The sequence below is a fragment of the Peptoniphilus hominis (ex Hitch et al. 2025) genome (assembly GCF_040096015.1).
In the GTDB taxonomy this organism is placed as follows: domain Bacteria; phylum Bacillota; class Clostridia; order Tissierellales; family Peptoniphilaceae; genus Peptoniphilus_A; species Peptoniphilus_A hominis.
In genome coordinates, this window is the sequence record NZ_JBBMFO010000016.1 from 23,069 (window position 1) to 45,020 (window position 21,952).

Annotated in this window: 20 protein-coding genes; 9 read left to right on the forward strand and 11 right to left on the reverse strand. The window is 34.5% G+C overall.

Going from position 1 to position 21,952, the window contains the following annotated elements:
* Positions 1-8 precede the first annotated feature (8 nt).
* Both WMO19_RS05960 and WMO19_RS05965 read right to left on the reverse strand, forming a co-directional pair.
* Positions 9-1,727 carry an ABC transporter ATP-binding protein gene (locus tag WMO19_RS05960; protein WP_010815636.1) on the reverse strand — a complete coding sequence of 573 codons (1,719 nt, stop codon included), beginning with the start codon at positions 1,725-1,727 and terminating at the stop codon, positions 9-11.
* Positions 1,711-3,465: an ABC transporter ATP-binding protein gene (locus WMO19_RS05965; protein ID WP_349170712.1), complete on the reverse strand. Its 1,755-nt coding sequence runs from the start codon at positions 3,463-3,465 to the stop codon at positions 1,711-1,713. Before WMO19_RS05965 ends, WMO19_RS05960 begins: the two co-directional genes overlap by 17 nt.
* A 153-nt stretch (positions 3,466-3,618) precedes the next feature.
* On the opposite strand from WMO19_RS05965, the gene WMO19_RS05970 reads away from it, so the two are divergent.
* Positions 3,619-4,611, forward strand: coding sequence for a helix-turn-helix domain-containing protein (locus WMO19_RS05970; RefSeq protein WP_265237789.1), 993 nt, complete (start codon positions 3,619-3,621; stop codon positions 4,609-4,611).
* Positions 4,612-4,899: 288 nt separating this feature from the next.
* Here the strand turns inward: WMO19_RS05970 and WMO19_RS05975 are convergent, their stop codons facing one another.
* From WMO19_RS05975 to WMO19_RS06015, 9 genes are all read right to left on the reverse strand, one after another.
* Positions 4,900-6,222, reverse strand: a complete 1,323-nt coding sequence (locus WMO19_RS05975) for a M18 family aminopeptidase (protein WP_349170715.1) — start codon at positions 6,220-6,222, stop codon at positions 4,900-4,902.
* Positions 6,223-6,242: 20 nt separating this feature from the next.
* The gene (locus WMO19_RS05980) at positions 6,243-7,679 is read right to left on the reverse strand and encodes an APC family permease (RefSeq protein WP_349170717.1); all 1,437 of its coding nucleotides are present in this window, start codon (positions 7,677-7,679) and stop codon (positions 6,243-6,245) included.
* A 391-nt stretch (positions 7,680-8,070) separates the two neighbouring features.
* Positions 8,071-8,475, reverse strand: a complete 405-nt coding sequence (locus WMO19_RS05985) for a hypothetical protein (RefSeq protein ID WP_349170719.1) — start codon at positions 8,473-8,475, stop codon at positions 8,071-8,073.
* Positions 8,476-8,483: 8 nt separating this feature from the next.
* Positions 8,484-10,085 carry a potassium/proton antiporter gene (locus WMO19_RS05990; protein ID WP_349170720.1) on the reverse strand — a complete coding sequence of 534 codons (1,602 nt, stop codon included), beginning with the start codon at positions 10,083-10,085 and terminating at the stop codon, positions 8,484-8,486.
* Positions 10,086-10,172: 87 nt separating this feature from the next.
* Positions 10,173-10,454 (reverse strand): hypothetical protein, encoded by a 282-nt coding sequence (locus tag WMO19_RS05995; protein ID WP_349170722.1) that lies wholly within the window; start codon positions 10,452-10,454, stop codon positions 10,173-10,175.
* Complete coding sequence (locus tag WMO19_RS06000) at positions 10,441-11,643, reverse strand: pyridoxal phosphate-dependent aminotransferase (protein ID WP_349170723.1); 1,203 nt, start codon at positions 11,641-11,643, stop codon at positions 10,441-10,443. Before WMO19_RS06000 ends, WMO19_RS05995 begins: the two co-directional genes overlap by 14 nt.
* Positions 11,640-12,611: an ATP-binding protein gene (locus WMO19_RS06005; RefSeq protein WP_349170725.1), complete on the reverse strand. Its 972-nt coding sequence runs from the start codon at positions 12,609-12,611 to the stop codon at positions 11,640-11,642. Before WMO19_RS06005 ends, WMO19_RS06000 begins: the two co-directional genes overlap by 4 nt.
* A complete protein-coding gene (locus tag WMO19_RS06010; RefSeq protein WP_349170727.1) occupies positions 12,586-13,596 on the reverse strand; it encodes a DnaD domain protein in 1,011 nt (336 codons plus the stop codon). Before WMO19_RS06010 ends, WMO19_RS06005 begins: the two co-directional genes overlap by 26 nt.
* 3 nt (positions 13,597-13,599) lie before the next feature.
* Positions 13,600-14,172: a GNAT family N-acetyltransferase gene (locus tag WMO19_RS06015; RefSeq protein WP_349170728.1), complete on the reverse strand. Its 573-nt coding sequence runs from the start codon at positions 14,170-14,172 to the stop codon at positions 13,600-13,602.
* A gap of 190 nt (positions 14,173-14,362) precedes the next feature.
* Here WMO19_RS06015 and WMO19_RS06020 point away from each other — a divergent pair, with 190 nt between their 5' ends.
* The 8 genes from WMO19_RS06020 (at position 14,363) to WMO19_RS06055 (ending at position 21,786) form a co-directional block, all read left to right on the forward strand.
* The gene (locus WMO19_RS06020) at positions 14,363-14,848 is read left to right on the forward strand and encodes an Lrp/AsnC family transcriptional regulator (protein WP_019125379.1); all 486 of its coding nucleotides are present in this window, start codon (positions 14,363-14,365) and stop codon (positions 14,846-14,848) included.
* A gap of 11 nt (positions 14,849-14,859) precedes the next feature.
* Entirely contained in the window at positions 14,860-15,564 is a 705-nt protein-coding gene (locus tag WMO19_RS06025; protein ID WP_019125378.1) for a response regulator, read from the forward strand.
* The gene (locus WMO19_RS06030; RefSeq protein ID WP_349170731.1) at positions 15,564-17,363 is read left to right on the forward strand and encodes a HAMP domain-containing sensor histidine kinase; all 1,800 of its coding nucleotides are present in this window, start codon (positions 15,564-15,566) and stop codon (positions 17,361-17,363) included. The genes WMO19_RS06025 and WMO19_RS06030 overlap by 1 nt, the downstream gene beginning before the upstream one ends.
* Positions 17,347-18,684: a hypothetical protein gene (locus WMO19_RS06035; protein ID WP_349170733.1), complete on the forward strand. Its 1,338-nt coding sequence runs from the start codon at positions 17,347-17,349 to the stop codon at positions 18,682-18,684. Before WMO19_RS06030 ends, WMO19_RS06035 begins: the two co-directional genes overlap by 17 nt.
* A 4-nt stretch (positions 18,685-18,688) precedes the next feature.
* Positions 18,689-19,537: a hypothetical protein gene (locus tag WMO19_RS06040; protein WP_349170734.1), complete on the forward strand. Its 849-nt coding sequence runs from the start codon at positions 18,689-18,691 to the stop codon at positions 19,535-19,537.
* A gap of 48 nt (positions 19,538-19,585) precedes the next feature.
* On the forward strand, positions 19,586-20,371 hold the full coding sequence (locus WMO19_RS06045; RefSeq protein ID WP_070610930.1) for an MBL fold metallo-hydrolase: 786 nt from the start codon (positions 19,586-19,588) through the stop codon (positions 20,369-20,371).
* Between the two features lie 24 nt (positions 20,372-20,395).
* Positions 20,396-21,142: a 5'/3'-nucleotidase SurE gene (surE, locus tag WMO19_RS06050; protein WP_311566004.1), complete on the forward strand. Its 747-nt coding sequence runs from the start codon at positions 20,396-20,398 to the stop codon at positions 21,140-21,142.
* A gap of 206 nt (positions 21,143-21,348) precedes the next feature.
* Complete coding sequence (locus WMO19_RS06055) at positions 21,349-21,786, forward strand: DUF4825 domain-containing protein (RefSeq protein WP_349170736.1); 438 nt, start codon at positions 21,349-21,351, stop codon at positions 21,784-21,786.
* Positions 21,787-21,952: the final 166 nt, after the last annotated feature.

Here is a 21,952-nt window from a genome sequence, read left to right on the forward strand (position 1 = left end):
TAATCCTCCTAATAAATAAATTCTTCTGCCATTTTTGTTTTTTCTATTAAATTCTTGTAAACTTTTGATTTTTGTAAAAGCTCTTCATGCTTACCTTCGCTTTCTACTCTTCCGTTTTCAAGAACTACTATCTTGTCAGCATTTTCTATGGATTTCATTCTGTGTGAAATGATTACAACAGTTTTATCTTTAATTAAATTATTTAAAGACTCTTGGATTTTCTTTTCATTGTCCACATCTAAACTTGCTGATATTTCATCTAATATAAGTATTGGTGCGTCCTTCAGAAAGGCTCTAGCTATAGAAAGTCTTTGTCTTTCACCACCAGAAAGCTCTGACCCATTTTCTCCTATAACTGTATCTAACCCATTAGGAAGTTTATTAATAAAATCCATACAATTTGCAAGGGTAGCTGCCTTTACAACTTCTTCATCGCTGGCATCTTTTTTACCTATACGAATATTTTCTAATATAGATGAGTTAAATAAAGTAACATCTTGAAAAACAATAGATATTTTCTTAAATAAAGAATCTGTGGAAATGTTTTTTATATCCTTTCCATCTATTAAAATTTGACCTTTATCATAATCATATAATCTTGATATTAATCTTAATATACTTGTCTTTCCAGAGCCAGAAGCTCCAACTAAAGCCGTTACCTCTCCCTGTTTCGCAGTAAAGCTAATGTCCTTTAAAACCTGATTATCATCATAAGAAAAAGCTACATTTTTGAAGACTATATCAAACATATTCAGTTCTACATCTTTACCCTCTTGAATTTTTGTTTCCTTAATCTCCCTAATCCTTTCAACACTTGGATCTATATAGAACACTTCTAATAATCCTTCTTTTGATAAATCGAAAATATCTTTTATCTTTATGGCAGCCATTAAATAACCTAAGAGATATAAAATGTCAATCTCCCCAGATAGAATAAGGCTAATCCCAACAAAACTAACTACTGCAATACTTACAAAGCCAAGAGCAGAGGATAAACCCATTACAAAAAGAGAGCCTTGTTCAACTTTAAGATGTATTTTTTCACTTTCATCCATCTGCATATATAACGAAGACCTCACTTCATCGGATAAGTTAAAACTATTTATTTCTTGTTGAAGTTCAATGGTTTCTTGGAATTTTTCTGAGTTTTCTCTAAGTACCTTGTGATATTTCTTGTTTCCTTTTACCTGCGACTTTTTAGCAATAGGTATTAGTATAAAACTTAAAATAGTTGGGATCATTACTGCAAGCCCCATCTTAAAATTACCTATCATTAACATAATTCCAATTAGTGGGAAAAATAAAACCATTCCTCCTACTTTAGGAATTGAATGACTCATAGCGTGTTCTACTTTTTCCACATCTGCCATAATCGTTTGAGATATATCTGATAAATTATGTTTTGAAAAGTAGGATAGGGGAAGTTTTGATAGAGTTTCTGCAATATCTATTCTTAAATTAGCACTCTCTTCATAAGTTGTAGTATAAAGATCATCATATTCTTTGGCTAACAAAACATACATTAATACTAATGTAACAACAGAAACACCAAAATATAAATAAGGGCTTTTAACATTTTTCAAAATAAGCTCATCTGTTAACATCATTAAAATAAAGGCAGGAACCATATTAATACAGTAGACCAAGAAACTTGATATAGTAGATTTAGTGAGATCTTTAGCCCCTTTATCAGTCAGACAAAAGCGATTTTTATAAAATTTCCTCATCTTTAACCCTCCATTGATTTGCACTGTCATAAAGCTCTAATAATTCCTTATATTTTCCACCTTTTGAAATAAGTTCTTGATCACTGCCTCTTTCAATTATTTCTCCATTCTCTAAAACTAAAATTTCATCAACAGAACGAATACTACTCATCCTATGGGCAATCATAATAACTGTTTTATCTTTCATAAGGTTTTTAAAGGCCTTTTGAAGCTCATACTCATTGTCTGGATCAATAGAAGCACTAGCTTCATCCATAATTACAATTTTAGATTTCTTGAGCATGGCTCTCGCAATAGCAATTCTCTGTTTTTCTCCTCCTGATAAATAGACTCCTTTTGAGCCAATCATGGTATTCTCCCTTTCAGGAAACTTATTTAAAATAACATTACAACCGGCAAGTTCCATAGCCTTCATAACTTCTTCTCTACTTGCCTTTCTATTAGCAAGAGCAACATTTTCGTAAATAGATGTCTTAAAAAGTTTGCTATCCTGAAAAACAAAAGAAATTGTGTTTATTAGAGCATCCTTACTATAAGATTCTAAGGGTCTCTCTCCAATCTTTATACTGCCACTATCTACTTTGTAAAAACCAGATAATAGCTTTACAATAGTCGATTTACCTGATCCTGAATGACCCACCAAAGCATATTTTTTTCCTTCTTCTAATTTAAAAGATAAATTTTCTAGTACTTTGTTTTCATTATAAGAAAAATTCACTTTTTCAAAGTCTATATTATAGTTTTTGAAATCACCAATCTCTCCATAATTTAATTTATCTTCATTCATTTTTTTATATAAGTCTTCTAAAGTATCTACAGCATACCTAGCGTTAAAGATGTTCATACTAGCCCACATAATTTTCATAAATGAAACCATCATTACTCCACTTAAAAACAAAATCATGAATAGTTCAACAATAAGCAAATTAGCATTATTAACTTTATTTATGGTAAAAACTAAAGGGATAGACAAAATTGCAATAATTCCAAAAAATATCCATTGATATAGAACATAAGGTTTTTTAGAACTAATTGAGTAATCAAGAGCATACTTAGAATAATCCTTAATCGCCTTATAAAGAGTTTTAAAAGACTCTACAGTAGCTCCGAATATTTTAACAACTTGCATGCCTCTGACATATTCAACTGTTTCACCACTTAAAATTTCTAAGGATTTTTGGTAGTATTCCATGAACTCTCCTCCACCCATCATGTTCTTTAAAATAAGAGCCCCTACTATTGTTAGTATAAGAATAACTAATCCCACTCTGCTACTAATAGAAAAGGCAAGTATTAAAGATAATACTGGAATTAAAAAAGCTTGAGAGTTATCTGGTATCATATGTGCTACTGCCGTATGAGTTTTAGCTGCATTATCATCAATAGTTTTTCTTATAATTCCAGATGGGTTTAAATCATAAAAGCGAAAACTTGCTCCTGTAAGTCCATCTATACCTTTTTTTCTTAAATTAGTTTCTAAGCGAAATCCAAGTTTATGAGAAAAAAAGTTTGACAAAAAGTAAACTAGTGCCCCTATCGTCAAATATAAGACAGCTTGAATGGACAAAGTCCTAGCTACTAATAAATCTCCTTCAACAATTGAACTTCTTAAAAGTTTATACAGTAACGAATATCCGTACACCATTAGAAATGCAGATAGTGCTGATAAAAAAACTGCTATATATCCATTATGTTTTTCTTCAGGCACATAGGAAAAAAGCCTTTTATAAATTTTCATATTTTCCTCCTTTAATATTCCTATTAGATTCAAATTCGCCTGAACGATAATAATTATCATTGCATTTTTATTATACATCAGTTATAATTACTAATACAATAGTTTTGAATTAATAAGGCTAATTGGAATATTGTCTAAAAGGGATAGTGTATTATGACATATTATGATTTTGTAAAAGAATATATGAACGTAGATGAATGTAAAAATAATAAGAAATATTCAAGTGCAGGGCATACATTTTGTTGGAGTAAAGATGATTCAATTAATGCAGAAGGCCTATATTGGTTTTATGAAGGAAATGGATTTATTATTGATATCCACGATTTTTATATCAAAGAAGAAGTTATTCAAAATAGTACTTATAGTATGGAAAACTATGTTTCGATATGCTCTAGCTATATTGTAAGTGCAAACGGCGAAAAATTTAACCCTTATCAAACTTTGACGCCAAACTCCTTATATACTCTTGATTTTGACAATATAGAAGATGACTTTCTATTTTTATTACACGAGAATAGTTACTATCTCACTGTTTCTGTTGGATTTAAAAGAGAACTTTTAGAAAAGCACCTGTCATCCATTAATATCGATCTTGAATCCTTTTATAGGGCTTTACTTCAAACAAATCAAATAATACTTACAAAGTCATTAGAAAAAGTAGCAATGGAAATATTAAATTGTAAGATGGACGCTCCTGCCGCTGATTTTTTCTTTAAAGCCAAGGCAAATGAGTGGATAAGTATAGTAATCGATACCTACTTAAATAGAAAAAAATATAAAATTGAGTCTGACGATAATAAAGCACTTGAAGATGTATCCAGGTTTTTAGATGATCATTTTGCCATGACTGTAAATCAGGAAACCCTTGAAAAAATATCTAAAATGAGCGGAACAAAATTAAAGAATTTGTTTAAAGAAAAATATGGTCAAAGTATTACAGAATACACCCAAAGAAAAAGAATGAATGTAGCTGAAACTCTTCTGTTAAATACTAAACTTCCTATAAAGGAAGTAGCAGAATCTGTTGGATATACATCCCATAGCAAATTTTCCATTTATTACAAAAGATACAAGGGAAAACTTCCTAGTGAAGTTCGTCATTTAGCTTGCAAGGATCACAAGTTAAAATGCGATTATTGTGATTAAAGTATTTTTTTATTTATAGGTCCTTATCTTATATGATTTTATAGATATTTGTATAGGTATGTATAAATTTAATAAAAAATTAGCAAAAAATAAAGGGGCTGTTGCAAAAGTCCCATAATAGAAAATATAATAAGTGAAATATGTCTCTTATCAATAGGGCTAAACTTAAATACTTGATAAAAAAATGATATTGCAGAGTAGAATCATCTATTCTGCAATATCACCTTAAAATTATTTTTGAATTTTTCCACCAAAATTATTCTTCGTCAAAATTATTTTTTAAATAAATTATTCTTCAACAGAAATTTTTGATGCGCCCTCAATTTTTACATTTGAGTTGTAATATTTTGTAAGTGCCTTAATCATGTAGGCTGGGTCCATTGCTCCTGCTGTTTCATAATTTGAGTGCATAGCAAGTTGTGGAAGTCCAATGTCAACGGCGTGAAGTGAAACTTGTGTGTTTGATAAGTTTCCAAGAGTTGAGCCACCTTGCATGTTGCTTCTGTTGGCAAAGTGTTGCACTGGAACTTCTGCCAAGGCACAAATCTTTTTGAAGACTGCTTGTGAAAAGGCATCAGATGTGTACTTTTGGTTGGCAGCTTCTTTTATTACAATACCCTTGTTCATGAAAGTTCTATTTTCATCGTCAGTTAATTCCTTGTGGTTTGGATGAACTGCGTGAGCATTGTCTGCACTAACTAGGAAGGATTTTGCCACTGCCTTGTGGTATTCTTCTTCGTCATAGCCAAGACCTGCGTTTAGTCTTTTTAGCGTGTCGTGAAGAAGGGTAGACATGGCACCTTGTTTTGTGTTTGAGCCAACTTCTTCGTTGTCAAAGCAAGCATATACATTTACTGCCTTGTCATTATTTCCTGCTATAAAGGCCTTTAGTGATGTGAAGGCACATTCTAGGTCGTCAAGCTTTGGTGATGATACAAATTCATCCTTGTAGCCCCAAATTTTTCCAACTTGTCTATTGACTAAGAATAGGTCCTTGGAAATAATTTGATCTTCCTTTACTCCAAGTTCTTCTGCAATCATCTTGTCGTAGTCGCCCTTTTTCATGCCGCCTGCTGTAAATAGTGGAAGTAAATCTACTTGTCTATTGTATTCATAGCCCTTGTTTACTTCTCTATTCATGTGAATGGCAACATTAGGGATGATTAAAAGATCCCTATCAATGTGAAGTAATTTTGAAACTATGGCGCCATCTTCTTCCACTAAAACTCTTCCTGCAAGGCTAAGTGGCTTATCAAACCAAACTGAATCAATTGGTCCACCATATACTTCAACATTTAGCTTTACATAGCCTCCTGGACCTTCAAGCTCTGGCATGCTCTTAACCTTATATGTTGGAGAGTCAGAGTGTGAAGCTACAAGTTGGTAGTGGTAGTCTGAAAGGTCACTACCAACCTTAAAGGCAATCACTGATGAATCATTTCTTGTAGTGTAATAATTCTTGCCCTTTTCAATATTCCAGCTTTCGCCTTCCTTTAATTCTATAAAATTTTCTGCGTCAAGATAGGATTTCACAGTGTCAACTGTGTGGAACATACTTGCGCTCTTTTTAATAAATTCTAACAATTCCTTTGAAGTTTCTAAATAATTCATAACTTCCTCCTTTTTGGAATTTAGCTTAATTTTTTATCTTCCTTTGCTCTAATCATTGGTAAAATTACTCCAAGTGCAACAAGTACAAGTGGTGTAATTACATTAAGTGCCATTTGCATTGGGTCGTCTGAAATCATACCCAAGATACAGCAAGCAAGTGTAACTATGAAGCACCAGAAGCCAAAGAATAAAGCAACTCCTTGGTTATGAGTAAAGTAGAATTCTCTTTCTACATCGCCCCTGTTCTTTCTCAAGAAAATATATGCCAAGAATACCCATAGGTAACGAAGTGGCATTGTAATTGAGTTAAGTTTTGTTAATTGTCTTAAAACAGTTGCAGCACCTGGCACTAGGATTTGTGCAAGGATAATTGAACCTGCAAGGACAATTATAAGTTTAATACCGTTGATGTAAGCTCCATATTTATTTTTCTTAAGAAGCTTTCTAGGTATATATTTATTTGTTCTGTCGTCATCAAGTAACATTCTAAGTGGTGCGTCAATACTTACAACAAGTGTAGAGAATTGACCGATCATGTTACAAAGAGCGTAGATGATCATAATAGTATTGCCAAGACCATAATATTCTCCAACCTTTTGGAAAGCCCAATAAGCACCATTAGCTGCATAAGAGTCAAAAGTTGCTGAGTCTGCATTGATAATAGCAGGGTCAAACATCATACCCATGGCAATAGTACCAAAGATAGCTGAAATAATTACCATGACAGCAGCAAAGATCATTGCCTTAGGGAATTCCTTAGAAGAATTTCCTTCCATGTGGTTTACATAAGGACTCATCTTTTCAATACCACCAACAGCGAAGACAAGTATTGATAAACTTGTGAAATACTTCATGTCAAAAGTTGGGATCAAATTGTTAAGAGACCAGTCCATAGCTTGGTATCCACCATCTGGATTGATCTTTGGAGCAGCTAGCATCATTAAGATGTAAAGGATACCCATGACAAACATACTTGAACCTGCAATAGTTGCTAGGTTTTTAAGTGGGTTAAGACCTCTACTTGCTACCCAGCAGAAAATTAAAAATACTGCTAGAGTTGCAATTTGTACATAAACAGTTGGAAGTGAGTCGTAAACTTCTGCGTTTTGGAAGAACATCCAGGACATTGCCTTTAGTCCACCTGAACCCTTTGAAGCGATGTAGGTAATGTGACATGCCCAATAAGTCCAACCAGCATAATAAGCTAACTTATCGCTTGAAGTTGCCCTAATCCATGAAGTAACTCCACCACCTTCGTCCTTAAAGGATGAACCAAGTTCCCCTACCATAAGTGCGTTAGGAATGAAATAAAGTGCGAACATTAGGATCCATGAAAATATTACTTGGATTCCGTTAAAGAATACGAAACCGTTAACAACATTTCCAAAGCCCCATAAAGTGGAAAATGCCATAAATGCCAGCATGGACCACTTAATTTTCTTTTGTGAATCTTGCATATTTTGTCTCCTCTCATAATATAATTGCATGATTAAATTAATTATAACCTTAAAAAAAACTCTAGTCTAGTATAATTCATAATCTTAGAAAACATTTTTACATTGAATTAAAAATTTTATAGTAGTTTAAATCAGTTAGCCTATAAAGTTTAGAGTCTTGTAAAATACATAACTATATCCATTTACAGTGCTGAGTGAATTTTTTGCTTTCGAAATATTTTTAATGATTTATATTTTAAAAAAACAATTTTATTGCCTTGGCTCTTATATGCTTCTTGCCTAGATTTTTATCTTAACTATACATATTTTCTATAAAGAAAAATTTTTGCAAATAAAAAAATCCCCGACTAATCGAAGATTTTATTCTAAATTTCACTATTAATTTTAAAATCTAATTTAATTTTCTTAAAATTTCTTCAACTCGCTCCTTTAAGTCAAATAAGTTTTCCCTTATTTCCTTTATTTCTCGATTTACGCGAAGGTCTGTGAAGATGTTGTCAAAAATAATATCTACGAAAAAATCATAAGTCGTGTCGCTAATTTCTTCATCTAAGCTCATTCTCACATCGCCAAGTTCCTTTTTGGCAATTTCTAATTTTTCGCGAATAATTTCGAGGCCTGAGTTGATGTCCTTTATCTTTCCTCTTTTTACAAAGCCAACTATACTTGAGCCTGCAAAAATGTCAAAGAGACTCCACCTGCTTGCACTATCTGTCATATTTATTACTGAGTCAATTTCTTCTCTTAAATCTAAAAGTGCCTCACGCGCTTCTTTTATTTCCTTTAAGTCTGTCATCTTTCCTCCTATTCTGGATCTTCTATTTCATTGGATTCCTTAGATATAACTGCCCTGTCTCCTGGCTTTAAAATAGTATTTCCCCTTGGCACAATTATTTCTCCACTTGGAGTCTGAACCATTATTATGAGCTCATCTTTTCCAATGTGAATGTCACGTACTCTTTTATTTGCCCACTTATGCGTTTCAGAAATTTTTATTTCCAGTAGGTCCTCTCCAGTGGCATCAAAATATCCTTCGCCGCCAAGGACAATTACATCGCCATCTCTAAGATAAGTGTTGCCCCTTGGGACAATGCTCTTGCCCTCTCTTTCTATCTTTGCAATTATTATGTTAAAGGCAATTTCTATGTCTGATATTTTTTTATTCACCCAAGGAGAAGTTTTTGATACATGAGTTTTTATAAATTCAAGATCTGTCTTGTCTGAATAATAATTAAAGGTCCTAAGAACTGTGTCGTCTGGATCATACATGTCAAGCTTTTTCGTGGCAAAGGGCAGGGCCGTTCCCTGAATTAAAAGTGAAAATATACAAATTACAAAAACTATGTGGAAGATGTCAATGGATAGGTTTATATCCCTATTTACAACCATTATGGCAAAGGCAATGGCTGCTGCTCCCCTAAGTCCTGCCAGGGAAATTAGGGTTAGCTGATTTTTTTTCATCTTAAAGGGTGCCATAAGTCCAAAGACTGTAAGTGGTCTTGCCACTAAGAGCATGAAAATTGCAATGACAAAGCCTATTGGTAGGGCCTTTATTATTAAATGTATATCTGATAAAAGTCCCAAGAGGAAGAACATTGCTATTTGGAAAATTGTTGAGAGTCCGTCGTAGAAAAATACTACATCTCTCTTTCTTCTAAACTCGTGGTTGCCAATGTAAATGCCAAGGATGTATAGTGCCAAGAATCCATTGCCGCCAACTAGTGATGTAAGGGCATAGGTTCCTATCATCATTGTGGCTATAAAAACTGAAAAGAGTCCGTCTTCGTCAAGAGATAAAATTTCTATAAGCTTTATAAAAATAAAGCCCAGCAAAAATCCTCCAATTATGCCAAGGACAACTTGTTGCAAAATTATTATTGAAATGGAGACGCTATAGCCTGATAGGAGTGACAAGAAGACCATGGTCATGGTATAGGCTGTAGGGTCGTTGGACCCACTTTCGATTTCAAGAAGTGGCGCAGTGGAATATTTTAGGTTTAGGTTTTTTGAAACTAAAATATTTGATACAGCTGCATAGTCAGTAGAGGCAACTACTGAACCAAGTAACATTGATTCTAAAAAATCAATTTTTAAAATGTAGTGGCAGAAAAGTCCCGTAAGTATGGCTGTGGCAAAGACGCCGAGACTTGCAAGGCTTATGGATTCCCTTGCAGTTGCCCGACCCATAGTCCAGTTGGTACCAAAGCCACCGTAAAAAATTATTATCATAAGGGAAAGAGTGGCAATATTTTCTGCAACTTTAAAATTGTTAAAATCATAGCCCAGGGCAGAAAAGATAACTCCCATTGCCAAGAACAAAAGCAGGGCAGGAAGGCCCGATCTATTTGAAATTTTTGTGGCTATAATTGCTAGTAAAAGTACCACAGTTATAAGTAACAGATTCATTATTTCCCTTCTTTCTTTTAAAAAAGGAACTGCCTGAAACAGTTCCATATATCTTTTTATATCCCATTTTTCTTAAAATAATCAAAATTAAATTCTATTTGCAGACTTAAAGACATAGAAAAGTAAAGCAGTTAGCGCATAAAAGCCAAGTAGTACAAAAAACAAGCTCTTGTTTTTGCTTATTATAGCCATGAGTAGTGTCAAAAAAACTATTAATATGGCAAGGACAATTTGTGCCAACCTTAGGCTCTCATTTATTGCGCCTGCACTTGTCTTTATATATTGGTTGGCAAGAACTGAAATCATTACAAGAGTTACTAGAAAAATTACTATTTTTTCTAGTATTTTTAAAATCTTATCTCTTTTCATTTTCACTATTATAGGCCTTAATGCCTTCTCTTAAAATTCTCATTGCCTTTCTCAAGGAATCAGCCTTAAGGACAAAGGCAAGTCTTATCATTTGCTTTCCTTCTTCCTTGTCTTTGAAAAATCCCTTAGCTGGTGCAAACATTAGAGTTTCACCGTCTATGTCGAAGTTTTCAATCATCCAAACGGCAAATTTTTCTGTATCGTCAACAGGAAGTTTTGGCATTACATAAAAGGCCCCCTTTGGTTTTTTTACAGTTACACCAGGAATATTAATTAGTTCTTCGTAGATTACATCTCTTCTCTTTTGATATTCCTTATTTACAGCTTCAAAATAGCTTTTGTCAATTTCATATAATTTTGCAGCAGCCACTTGTTCAATTGTTGATGAAGCAAGTCTGCAGTTGCAAAGCTTATTTATTCCGTCGTTAAATCTCTTGTTTTTTGATGCAACTGAGCCAATTCTTGCTCCACAAGCGCCAAATCTCTTGGAAATGGAATCAATTAAAATTAAATTTTCTTCTAGTCCTTCCACTTCTCCAAAGGACTTATATGTGTTGCCGTCGTAGACAAACTCCCTATAAACTTCGTCTGCAATAATGTATAGGTCGTGCTTCTTTGCAAGATTTACAATCCTCAAAATTCCTTCTTCAGAATAAAGAGCTCCCGTTGGATTAGTTGGGTTGGAAAGCAAAATTGCAACTGTCTTATCTGTAATGTGCTTTTCAATTTCTTCTTCATCTGGTAGAGCAAAGCCCTTGTCTGGATCAGTTTTAAAAGTTTCAAGTTCAATGCCCAGTTGTTCAAAAACTGTCATGTAATTTGTGTAGAAGGGATCAGTTGTAAGAATAACATCGCCTTCATTGGCAATTACTTGGAAGGTAAATAAAATTGCTTCACTTGCACCGTTGGTGATGTAAATGTCATCGGCATCAAATTTTATATTTCTCTTTTTATAATAATTTGCAGTGGCCTCTCTCAGTTCGAGAAGTCCTTGTGCATGGGCATAGGGAAGGGGTCCTCTCCTAAAATTTTGGAAAGTTTCATAATAAATATCTGGCACATCAATGTCTGGAGCCCCAATATTTAGTTCATAAATCTTTTTTCCTTCCTTTTTTGCCTTGTCAGCATAAGGTGTAAGCTTTCTTATTGCTGAATACTCTATTTTTTCAATTCTTTCTGATAGTTTCATCTTTTCTCCCTTCCTTGCCACCTTAGATCCGGTCCAAAAAAACTAATTGGCACAAATTTTTGAAAAACTCTGGAGAAAACTCTGTCTGTGTAAGTTTCTGAAAGTTCCTTCGGCGATAAATTTGTGGAAATTAATGTTTTCTTGCCTCGCAAAAGCCTTGTGTTTATAATGTTAAAAATTTCTGAAGTTGTAAAAGAATTTACAAACTCAATGCCAAGATCATCTACGATTAAAAGATCGGACTCAAAGTACAAATCATACCTATCATCATCTATATTCTTAAATTTTCTATCTTCAATTGTCTTTAAAATTTCATAGGCAGTTTGATAAATAACTATGACATCCTTATTTATCAGTTCAGCTGCTATACAGTTAAGTAAAAAGGTCTTGCCCTGACCAGTTGGTCCCCACAGGAGCAAATTCAAGTCATTCTTCTCATCAAAGGTCTTGATAAAATTCTTTGAAAGAGCCAGAATATTTCTCATATTTTCTCTTGGAGACATATTATATTTTTCATAAACTTTTTTAGAAAAAATATTTAAGTCAAACTTGTCAAAATTTTCCTTTTCCAGCATGTAAGAAATAGAGGACATGTCATATAGCTCTGAGACAATTAATTTCTTTAAGCAGTGACATTTCTCATTGTCTTCATTTATTCCTGTGTCGTGACAATCCTTGCAAGTGTATATCTCACTTAGATAGTCTCTAGGATAGCCCATTTTTTCTAAAAAGTCCATCTTTTTGAGCTTTAAATTGTAAATTTTTTCCGATTCCTCAAGGGACTTGTCCTGGTTTGGATTTTTAATCTGCTCAATTGATGCACGAAGGGCAATATCTCTTATTAGTCCATCAATTTCTCTTATTTCAGGAATTTTTTTGTAAATTTCTTCCAATCTCTTTTCCTGAATTTCTGCATTTTCCCTTCTCAGGTTTTCGTAATAACTACTTATCTTTGCCGTCAGTTCCATAATCAACACCTAATTTTTTAAAGCCTTCGCGCTGCTTTCTCATTGCCACATCAAAAAGTTCTTCTTCAGAATACTTGTCAGTGATCTGCTTAAAATTGTGAAAAGCAGTTGGCTTTCTCTTCTTTTTCTTTTGATCCTTCTCTTCGATTTCTTCCACAGAATTTATGCCTAGCTCTTTCCACTTCCTAAGAATGGCGTCAACATAGGAGACATTCGGCTTGGAAATTTTTGAAGTTCTGTTGCAGGCGGCGAGGATAAGGTCCTTTGAAAAATTAAATTCGTCAAACCAAGAATTAATAATATTAAAATCAGCTTGAGAGAATTTTTTGTCCACGCCAATATAGCGCATGACCTTTTTATACCTGTAATATTTTAGGTCGTGCTCAATGTAGGACTTCTCCACATCTTCCATGGTCCTAATGTTGTCCTTGGACCAATTTCTCACCACTTGTTCAACATAGGAAATATTGTAGATGCCCTTGATCTCTGTTGTGTAAAAAAATGCCTCTTCAATTAAATCTGCTGGCATATTGTAAGAAGTAATCCAATTTATTATGTCAATTTTTTTCATTGGAGCTATGGGCTCTCTCATTAAAAACTCAGCCCTTGTAAGTAAATTTGCATAGGTTGGATTTTCTACAATTTCTGAATAGCCCTTTTCATCCTTTTTCTCTTCCTTTAAGTTGTAGACATTGTTGATGTAAAGTTCCTTTAAGTTTATAAACTTTACCTTGTCCCCTTCAAGCTCAACTATGCCCATCTTTTGCCAATACTGCCAAGCCCTATTGACATCAGACTCCAGTATGCCAAGGTAATCGGCGAGCTTTTCGTTAGTGATGTCTTCTCTATTTTCTCTGGCAAATTTGTAGCCTAAAATATAAACTTTTACAAATTCGCCATTGGCGCCAGGCATAAAATCATTTATAAAAATATTTTCTAGGGAAGTTTCTCCTAGGTCATATTTATTTTTTTCTAGTAAAAACATATCTCACCAATCTCTTTCCAGGTCTAATTCCATTTTTATGGCATAGTTATAAGTTCTGTTAAAAATAATTTTAAAAGACTCCCTGTGCTCTTTAAAGTCGGGATTATTTTCGTCGTAATTGCCATTAGTAAAGCGCATGAGAAATTTATTTTTCTCCTTAAAGCCCAGGCTCTCATAAACTTTTATGGCTCTCTCATTATAAGTTGCGGCAAATAAAATTATCTTTCTAAAACCTCTCTTTTTTAGGTCATCTAAAAAGATCTTAAGAATTTTTTTGCCAATGCCCCTATTTATATAAGTGGGATCCAAGACTACTCCCAACACTCCTCTTTTTAAAAATTTGCTGATGTTTTTTAAAGACAGGTATCCAATAATTTTTTCTTCAAGGAGAACTACATAGTATTCCGAGAAGGCCTTGTTGGTCTTCCACCTGTACCAGTCCTCAATATCTTTTTCTCTCTCTTCAAGAAAATTATATTCTAAAAATAAAATTGAGTCATGTCTTCCCCAATTTCTAAAAGTAAAAACATCCTCTAAAGTCATTTTTCTAAAAGTCAGAGCTGAAAAATTTTCCATAGGAGCCTCCTGCAAGTTATTATATACTATTTTCTCATCTCTATAAAGAAGTATCGCCTTTTTAAATTTTTTCCTGGCAATTTTTCTTTTTATATATAAAGTTTAATTTTATTTCATTTTTTTTAATTTATGTTAAAATAAAGTAAGGTAAATAAAAAAAATTATACAATTCGTAACGGGGAGAACTTTTATGAGAAAAAATGAAAATTTAGATGAAATTGATATCGAAATTTTGGAACTCTTGAGAAAAAACGGAAGGATGAGCCACGAAGATATTTCTAAAAAATTAAATCTTACAAGGCCTGCCATCCATAGAAGAATATATAAGATGGAAGACGCTGGTTTTATTAAGGGCTACAAGGTCCTAGTTGATTGGCAAAAAATCGGCTACAATGTAGACACTTATGTCCTTGCCAAGGTCAATACAAATGACTTCAAGGGACTCATCTCCAAGATAATGGAAATAAAAGATGAAAAATTTAAAATTTTTGAATGCTATAGGGTTACAGGGGAGCACTGCATTATGCTTCGCATAAAAACTGTAAACACTTCCGACCTCACTAGGTTTTATGATATGATTTTAAAGATAGATGGAATACTTGACACGAAAACTCTATTGATTTTGTACTCAGAAAAGGGAAACGACGAAATTTTTACAAAAATTGATAAAGAATAAAGGATGGTTTTATGGAAGAGAAAATACTCGTAGTAGACGATGAATCTGCAATATCTGATATTATAAAATTTAATTTTGAAAAGGAAGGATACATCATTGACACTGCCGACAACGGCAAAAGTGCCATTGAACTTGCAGGTGAAAATAATTACGATTTAATTCTACTTGACATTATGATGCCAAAATTAAACGGCTTTGAAGCCCTAAGAGAAATTAGAAAGTCCTCTGATGTGCCTGTCATTATGTTGACAGCAAGAGAAGATGAAGTGGATAAGGTCCTTGGCCTTGAACTTGGGGCAGACGACTATGTGGTAAAGCCCTTCTCTATGAGAGAACTCCTTGCCAGAGTCAAGGCAGTACTAAGGCGCTTTGATGCCCAAGAAAAAAAGGAAGAAGACACAAGAGTTTTAAAGGTAATGGACCTTGAAATTGACTTAAATAAATACCAAGTTAGAAGAAAGGGCGAAAATATTGAGTTGACTCTTCGCGAGTTTGAACTTTTAAAATATTTAGCTTCACACCCAGGCGTTGTCTTTTCAAGAGAAGAACTCCTTGAAGAAGTTTGGGAATATGAATACTATGGCGATATAAGAACAGTGGATGTTACTGTGAGAAGACTCCGCGAAAAAATCGAAGATGAAAACAAAGACTTTAAATACATCAAGACTAAAAGAGGAGTTGGATACTTATTCGCATCAGATAATGGTGAAGGCTAATGAACCACTCTATTAAATCTAGATTTATTTTAATTTATGTTGTACTTGTTTTGATTTCCATGTTTATAGCATCTACCTTTATAATCGATAGACTTGAAAATGTGCAAATCGAAACTGCAACTACTGCCATGGTAAAAACCATGGACACCCTTGCAACTACAACATCAGCTTTTTTTAAAGATAATAATTATAAAACACTACCCCAGCTTGACCAAACCCTAAAAGACTGGGGTATTTCCAGTGAAGAATCTGCCTACATTATCTCCTCTGATGAGGCACCAAAAATTCTTGCCTCCACAAAAAATATTTCACAAAAGGACTCCATGGATGCCTATTCCTTTAAGTCCATAGAGCCAAAACTTGTCATGGACGCACTAAAGGGCAAGACTCGCGAAAAAATTGTGGAATACAAAAACGAAGGCAATGTAGAAAAACATATTGCCAGGCCAATTTTATCTGGCGACGGAAAAATTCTCGCCATTATTTATATGACGAGAAACCTAAATTCTATTTACTCTGTAATCGAAGACTCCAAGGTAATAATTACTTACGCAACAATAATTTCCCTTATCACAACTTCAATTTTGGGATATTTTATTGCCAACTCTATTACAGGTCCCATTCGTACTCTCACAAAAAAGGCAAAGGCCATGGCAAAGGGTAACTTTAACCAAAGCGTTGAGGTAAAAAGTGACGACGAAATTGGCGAACTTGGTCTCATGTTTAACTTCTTAACTAAGGAACTTCGCGAAACTATAGAAAAGATGGACCTTGAAAGGTCAAAACTTGACACAATTTTTAATTACATGGCTGAAGGCGTAATTGCCATTGACAGAAACAACAAGCTTATTCACGCCAACTCCATTGCCAAGAAAATTTTAAATATTTCTGAAAAGGACTTTAACCGTGAAATAAATTTAAAAAGTATAAACCTCTACAACATTGACTACAAAAATGAGGAGAGCTTAAAGGGTGAAGAGCTGACAAAAATTTCTGACACCTTTTATAAAATCAAGTACGCACCCTACAAATCCGATGCTCTTATAAATTCTGGACTGATAATAGTATTACAAGATGTAAATAAAGACCACATGCTGGACATTATGCGTAAAGAATTTGTGGCAAATGTAAGTCACGAGTTAAAGACTCCTATTACAACTATAAAATCCTACACAGAAACTCTTTTAGACAGCGACCTAGACAGGGAGTCTGAAAAGAAATTCTTAAAGGTTATTGACAGAGAAAATTCAAGAATGTCTAGGATTGTAACAGACCTATTATCTCTATCAAACATTGACTACAACAAGGACAACTTGCATCTTGTGAAGTTTGACACCTACGAGTTTATTGACGAGGCAATTGAGTCACAATCCCTACTCATTACGCAAAAAAATCACAAAATTGAATTTGACATAGCCCTAGACATAAAAGACATCTACGCTGACAGAAATGGGGCAGACCAAATTCTTACAAATATTATCTCCAACGCCTGCAAGTACACGCCAGAAAATGGAAAAATTTCCATCACTGCCAAAAATCTTGATGACTTTGTTGAGATAAGAGTAACTGACAACGGCATAGGCATACCTAAGGAGGACTTGCCGCGAATTACAGAGAGGTTTTACCGCGTTGAAAAGGGAAGAAGTAGAGAAATGGGCGGCACTGGTCTAGGCCTATCTATTGCCAATGAAATGATAAAATCCCTTGGCGGAAGTCTAAAGGTTGAATCAGTTTTTGGTCAGGGCACAAGTATTAGGCTCCTATTTAAAGCAGGTGATGAAGATGAAAAAATTTCATAAATCTTTATCCACCCTTGCCATAATTTTTTTGATCCTCCTCTTAGTTTTTCAATCAAAAAATCTTTGGCTCTCCTTTGACACAAGGGACGAAAGCGAAAAAACTATTGGCGATGTAAATGAATTTTTAAAGGAAATTTTAACTCCCCAAAGGGTTATTGCAAACTTTGGCGAGAGGGACCACTACATGACAACTGACCTGGGAGAATATTGGAAAGAAACTGCCGAAGACATTTCTGAAAAACTACAAAGGGCAACTTCTGAAAATTTAAAATTAATTGACACAGAAGAGTACCTAAACCTTCAAAAGGAAAAATCCCTGGTCTTTAAATTTAATTCGCCCCTATCTGGTTCAGTTTTTGTAAATTTAATTGGCGACGACAGAAATTCCAACGACATAAACCTAAGCGTGGACTCCATTTATATATCTGACACTGGAGAAATTTACATCTCTGGCAGCAAAAGTTTTTACAAGCTTATGGACATCAAGGTGGACTTTCCCATTGAGAACATTTTGGCTGAAGTAAAGGCCAAGAGTCTTCGTGCCATAAACTTTTATGAAGCCTACGGGATTAAAAAGGATATCTACATTCCCGACGAGGACTACCTCTCTCTCCAAGAGGTCTCCTATGTGTCTGGTCTATATAATTTGGAAGAGGACAAGAAGTCCACTCTTGCCGAAAGATTTTTAGATGTGCCCATTGACTACATCAGAGAAATAACTGTAGACGACAAAAACACCTACATCTACGAAAATGAGTACCTCTCCTTATCCTCTGAAGGCATAATAGAATATTCTCTGGAATCACTTTTCGATGTGAAGTCAAGAGACTTGAATAAGTGCCTAGATAGGGCTGTGGAATTTATTGCCCAAAAGACAGGCATAAGCTCAGGAATTTACCTTGAGAAAATCGAGCCTTGCGACTACAACGAAAACCTTGGTTACAGATTTTTCTTTAACCTAAAGGACGGACAAATACCTCTAGTTCTCCCTTCAAAGGACCACAGCTTTATAGAAATTGATGTCTACTCTGAATTTGTAAAAAATTATCGTGAGTACTACATCAGAAAGGACGACAACCCAATTTACAAGAGAGAAAAAATTTATCTGGAAGCCATTCACAGGATCATAAATAAAAATAGTGACCTCTTTGATGACAAAAAGGCCATGGATGTCCTAGCTTCTGTAGACAATTTAAACCTTGTCTACCTAAGCTTTAATAGCAAGGAGGCAGAGGCGCCCATGCTTGTCTACGAAATGACTTATATGGGAAATATTTATTATTTTAACACTGAAAGTGGAAAGCTAATGATGGTAAGGTAGTATTATGGATTGGAAAAAAATTAAAAAAATTTTAATAATAGCCCTCTTAGTTGCCAATGTAATTTTATTTTGCTACTCAAATTACAATAATTTTAGGCTGAGAAATGAATCCACTAGAATAGATTTTGTAAGGGAAGTTACTGACCTCTTGGCAGAAAAAAATATAAGCCTTGATACAAACATTCCAAGGCGAAGTAAAAAACTCCCTTCAGTCCTAGTTTCCTTTGAAACATCATCGGAAGAGGACATCAATGACAGATACTTCAGGGGCAAGGGCAAGGTGGCAAGACCAAGTACAGACCTTGCAGAGATTTCTCTTGGCGACGAATATATAAACCTCTTAAATGGCAGGAGGGTTTTCTATGAAAATAGGAACAAGGAAAATAAATATAAGCTAGATAGCCTTGAAGAGGCGCAAAATATTGCCCAAAAATTTTTATTGGACAAAAAATATGACACTAGAGACATTTATCTCTCCTACTACCAAGTAGATGGCGACAAATATATTTTAAATTACACAAAAATTTTTGACTCCCTACCTGTTGAGTCTTCCTACACAAATTTTGTCATTGACACGAGAGGTGTCATGTCCATGGATAGACTTTGGCTTGATGTCTTAAATAAGTCTGAACAAAAAATACATCTGGCGCCAGCAGGTCGCGCCTTACTATCTCTTTTAAATAAGACAGAATACTACAACAAGACCATAGAAAAAATTTCCCCTTGCTTTTACTTTAACCCCGAAGACCAGGGCTATATTGAAGACATAACACGGGCAGTAAATGGTCGTGCCATACCTGCCTGGAAGGTGAAGTTTACTGACGGAGAATACACTGTCCTCTCCAATTACTAAGCTTAACAAATCACTGAGCCTGTGATAAAATAAGCTTTGGAGGTTTTTATGAAATTTTGCTCTTTGGCAAGTGGCTCATCAGGCAACTGCCAATATATTGAATATAAAAATACAAAAATAATAATAGATGCTGGACTTTCTGGCAAAAAAATCGAAGAAAACTTGGAAGAAATTGGGGTAAAGGCAAGTGAACTTGACGCAATCTTTGTCACTCACGAGCACATTGACCACATAAAATCTGTGGGCGTCTTGTCAAGAAGACACAAGCTAAAAGTTTTCTCCAACATGATGACCCTAGATGCCATGCTGCCAACAGTAAAAAAGCTAGACCCAAAGAAGACCTTTATCTTTGAAAATGGCAAGAGCTTTACCTTTAAAGACTTGGAGATCATGCCAATATCCACCTTTCACGACTGTGCAAGTGGCTGTGGCTTTGTCATAAGTGGCGACAAAAAAATTTCTCTCTTGACAGACACAGGCTGGGTCAACGCCGATGCCATGGAAAAAATGGATGGGTCAGAACTTTTTTATCTTGAATCCAACCACGATGTGGACATGCTAATGCAGGGGACCTACCCCTACCAAACAAAGCAAAGGATCCTGTCCACTAAGGGCCACCTTTCCAACGAAAACGCAGGAGAAGTCCTATCAATGATCTTAAAAAAGAAAAAAGAAAAAATTCTCTTGGGCCACCTTTCAGCTGACAATAATTTGCCAGACCTTGCCCTAAAGACCATAAATGATCTTTTATTGCAAGACCACAAGGAAGAAAGCGTGGACTACACCATAGATGTTGCACCAAGATTTTCGCCATCGGAAGTCTTTGAACTTTAAAAAATTTTTAAAGGGAGGAAAAATTTGAACATATTAGTTACTAATGACGACGGAATTAACGCCGAAGGCATAGAAGTCCTTGCAAAGGCACTGATAAAAGAAGGCCACAAAGTTACAATTGCGGCACCAAATGTAGAAAACTCTGGCAAGTCTCATGCCATAACTTTTAAGAGCCCCCTAATAGTCCAAGACGCCAAGCTTGAAGGTCTTGAGGGCGTAAGAAGCCTATGCGTCTATGGAACGCCAGCTGACTGCGTAAGAGCAGCTGTGCATTTACTTGACGAAAAATTCGATTACTGCTTCTCTGGAATAAACTCTGGCTACAACACTGCCACAAATGTATTATATTCAGGCACAGTTTCAGCTGCCATTGAAGCAAATTTATTTAACATACCAGCAATTGCAGTGTCAGCCCAATGGGTGAAGGGTCACTCCAAGTTTGACTCAGCGGCAAAAGTTGCCATGGATGTATTTAATAAACTTGAGGACTTTAAAAAGCTTCAGGTCCTAAATATAAATGTGCCCTACCTTGACTACCAAGACTTAAAGGGAATAGAAGTCTGCAAGGTTGGTGCCGATGTCATGTCCATCTACGACATATCAGAAGACGGCCAAGGCTACAACATGAAGCTAAAGGGCTTTCCGAAGGAGAACAACGGCAAGGACTCAGACATTTATTATCTGGGACAAGATTATGCAACAGTTAGCCCCCTTCTTTACGATGTGACAAACCTAACTCTAATCAATGAGTTAAAGGAAATTTTAAAATAAGTTTGGAGAGAAAATCGTGAACTACAAATTTACTTTGATCTTTTTAATAATTTTTATTTTTGGAATATTTTTTAGAACTATTATGTAATGCGGAAAAAACATTGTAAGCTGCGAAAAATAATATGTGAAGACTAATATAAGATGAGATTTAAAAAGTCCTGGCGACTTTTTATTTTTTTGCTATAATTTAGTAAAGAGGTGATAGCGTGAAAAAATTTATACCTATAATTTTTGCCCTGATCTTAATATTTTCTTCTTGCAATAAAAAAGAAGAGAGCCTATATGACTTTAAGACAGATTTTGTGGGCGACAACACAAGGGTCTCACAAATAGTTTATAGACAAGCCTATCCTAAAAATTTTGAGACAGTGGAAATAAAAATCCTATCAGATAAAGAGCCCTATGGCTTAAAGGTCTTCTGCAAAAATTTTGAAGATATAGAAAAAGAAGACTTATTTAAAAACGCAGCTACGACCTTTGCCCTAATTAAAAATTTAGACAATTTATATTATGTAGATGATGACGAAAAAGAAATCTTTAGCTTTAGTCGTGCTGAAGTGGAAGAAGAACTGCAAAAAAATAATTTAAGTCTTGACAAAATATCAGAAAGCCAAGAAAGACTAGAAAATTTTATAAATAAGTAAAGAACTCTCTCAGAATAAACTGGGAGAGTTTTTGCTTGCAAATCTTTAGAAAATTATTTAGAAAATTTATTTAGAAACTAATAAAAAAATGGCTCTATAATATCTGTTGGGGAGTAAATCTCTAACAGATATTTTTATATAAAAAAATTGCACTTATACGCATTTA

Coding starts and splice junctions, on each gene's coding strand:
- WMO19_RS06020 (WP_019125379.1), top strand. CDS start 14,363: ATGAGAAAAAATGAAAATTTAGATGAAATTGATATCGAAATTTTGGAA.
- WMO19_RS06005 (WP_349170725.1), bottom strand. CDS start 12,611: ATGGAACTGACGGCAAAGATAAGTAGTTATTACGAAAACCTGAGAAGG.
- WMO19_RS05970 (WP_265237789.1), top strand. CDS start 3,619: ATGACATATTATGATTTTGTAAAAGAATATATGAACGTAGATGAATGT.
- WMO19_RS06015 (WP_349170728.1), bottom strand. CDS start 14,172: ATGGAAAATTTTTCAGCTCTGACTTTTAGAAAAATGACTTTAGAGGAT.
- WMO19_RS05975 (WP_349170715.1), bottom strand. CDS start 6,222: ATGAATTATTTAGAAACTTCAAAGGAATTGTTAGAATTTATTAAAAAG.
- WMO19_RS05980 (WP_349170717.1), bottom strand. CDS start 7,679: ATGCAAGATTCACAAAAGAAAATTAAGTGGTCCATGCTGGCATTTATG.
- WMO19_RS05990 (WP_349170720.1), bottom strand. CDS start 10,085: ATGAATCTGTTACTTATAACTGTGGTACTTTTACTAGCAATTATAGCC.
- WMO19_RS05985 (WP_349170719.1), bottom strand. CDS start 8,475: ATGACAGACTTAAAGGAAATAAAAGAAGCGCGTGAGGCACTTTTAGAT.
- WMO19_RS06000 (WP_349170723.1), bottom strand. CDS start 11,643: ATGAAACTATCAGAAAGAATTGAAAAAATAGAGTATTCAGCAATAAGA.
- WMO19_RS06030 (WP_349170731.1), top strand. CDS start 15,564: ATGAACCACTCTATTAAATCTAGATTTATTTTAATTTATGTTGTACTT.
- WMO19_RS06010 (WP_349170727.1), bottom strand. CDS start 13,596: ATGTTTTTACTAGAAAAAAATAAATATGACCTAGGAGAAACTTCCCTA.
- WMO19_RS06040 (WP_349170734.1), top strand. CDS start 18,689: ATGGATTGGAAAAAAATTAAAAAAATTTTAATAATAGCCCTCTTAGTT.
- WMO19_RS06025 (WP_019125378.1), top strand. CDS start 14,860: ATGGAAGAGAAAATACTCGTAGTAGACGATGAATCTGCAATATCTGAT.
- WMO19_RS05995 (WP_349170722.1), bottom strand. CDS start 10,454: ATGAAAAGAGATAAGATTTTAAAAATACTAGAAAAAATAGTAATTTTT.
- WMO19_RS05960 (WP_010815636.1), bottom strand. CDS start 1,727: ATGAGGAAATTTTATAAAAATCGCTTTTGTCTGACTGATAAAGGGGCT.
- WMO19_RS06035 (WP_349170733.1), top strand. CDS start 17,347: ATGAAAAAATTTCATAAATCTTTATCCACCCTTGCCATAATTTTTTTG.
- WMO19_RS06045 (WP_070610930.1), top strand. CDS start 19,586: ATGAAATTTTGCTCTTTGGCAAGTGGCTCATCAGGCAACTGCCAATAT.
- WMO19_RS05965 (WP_349170712.1), bottom strand. CDS start 3,465: ATGAAAATTTATAAAAGGCTTTTTTCCTATGTGCCTGAAGAAAAACAT.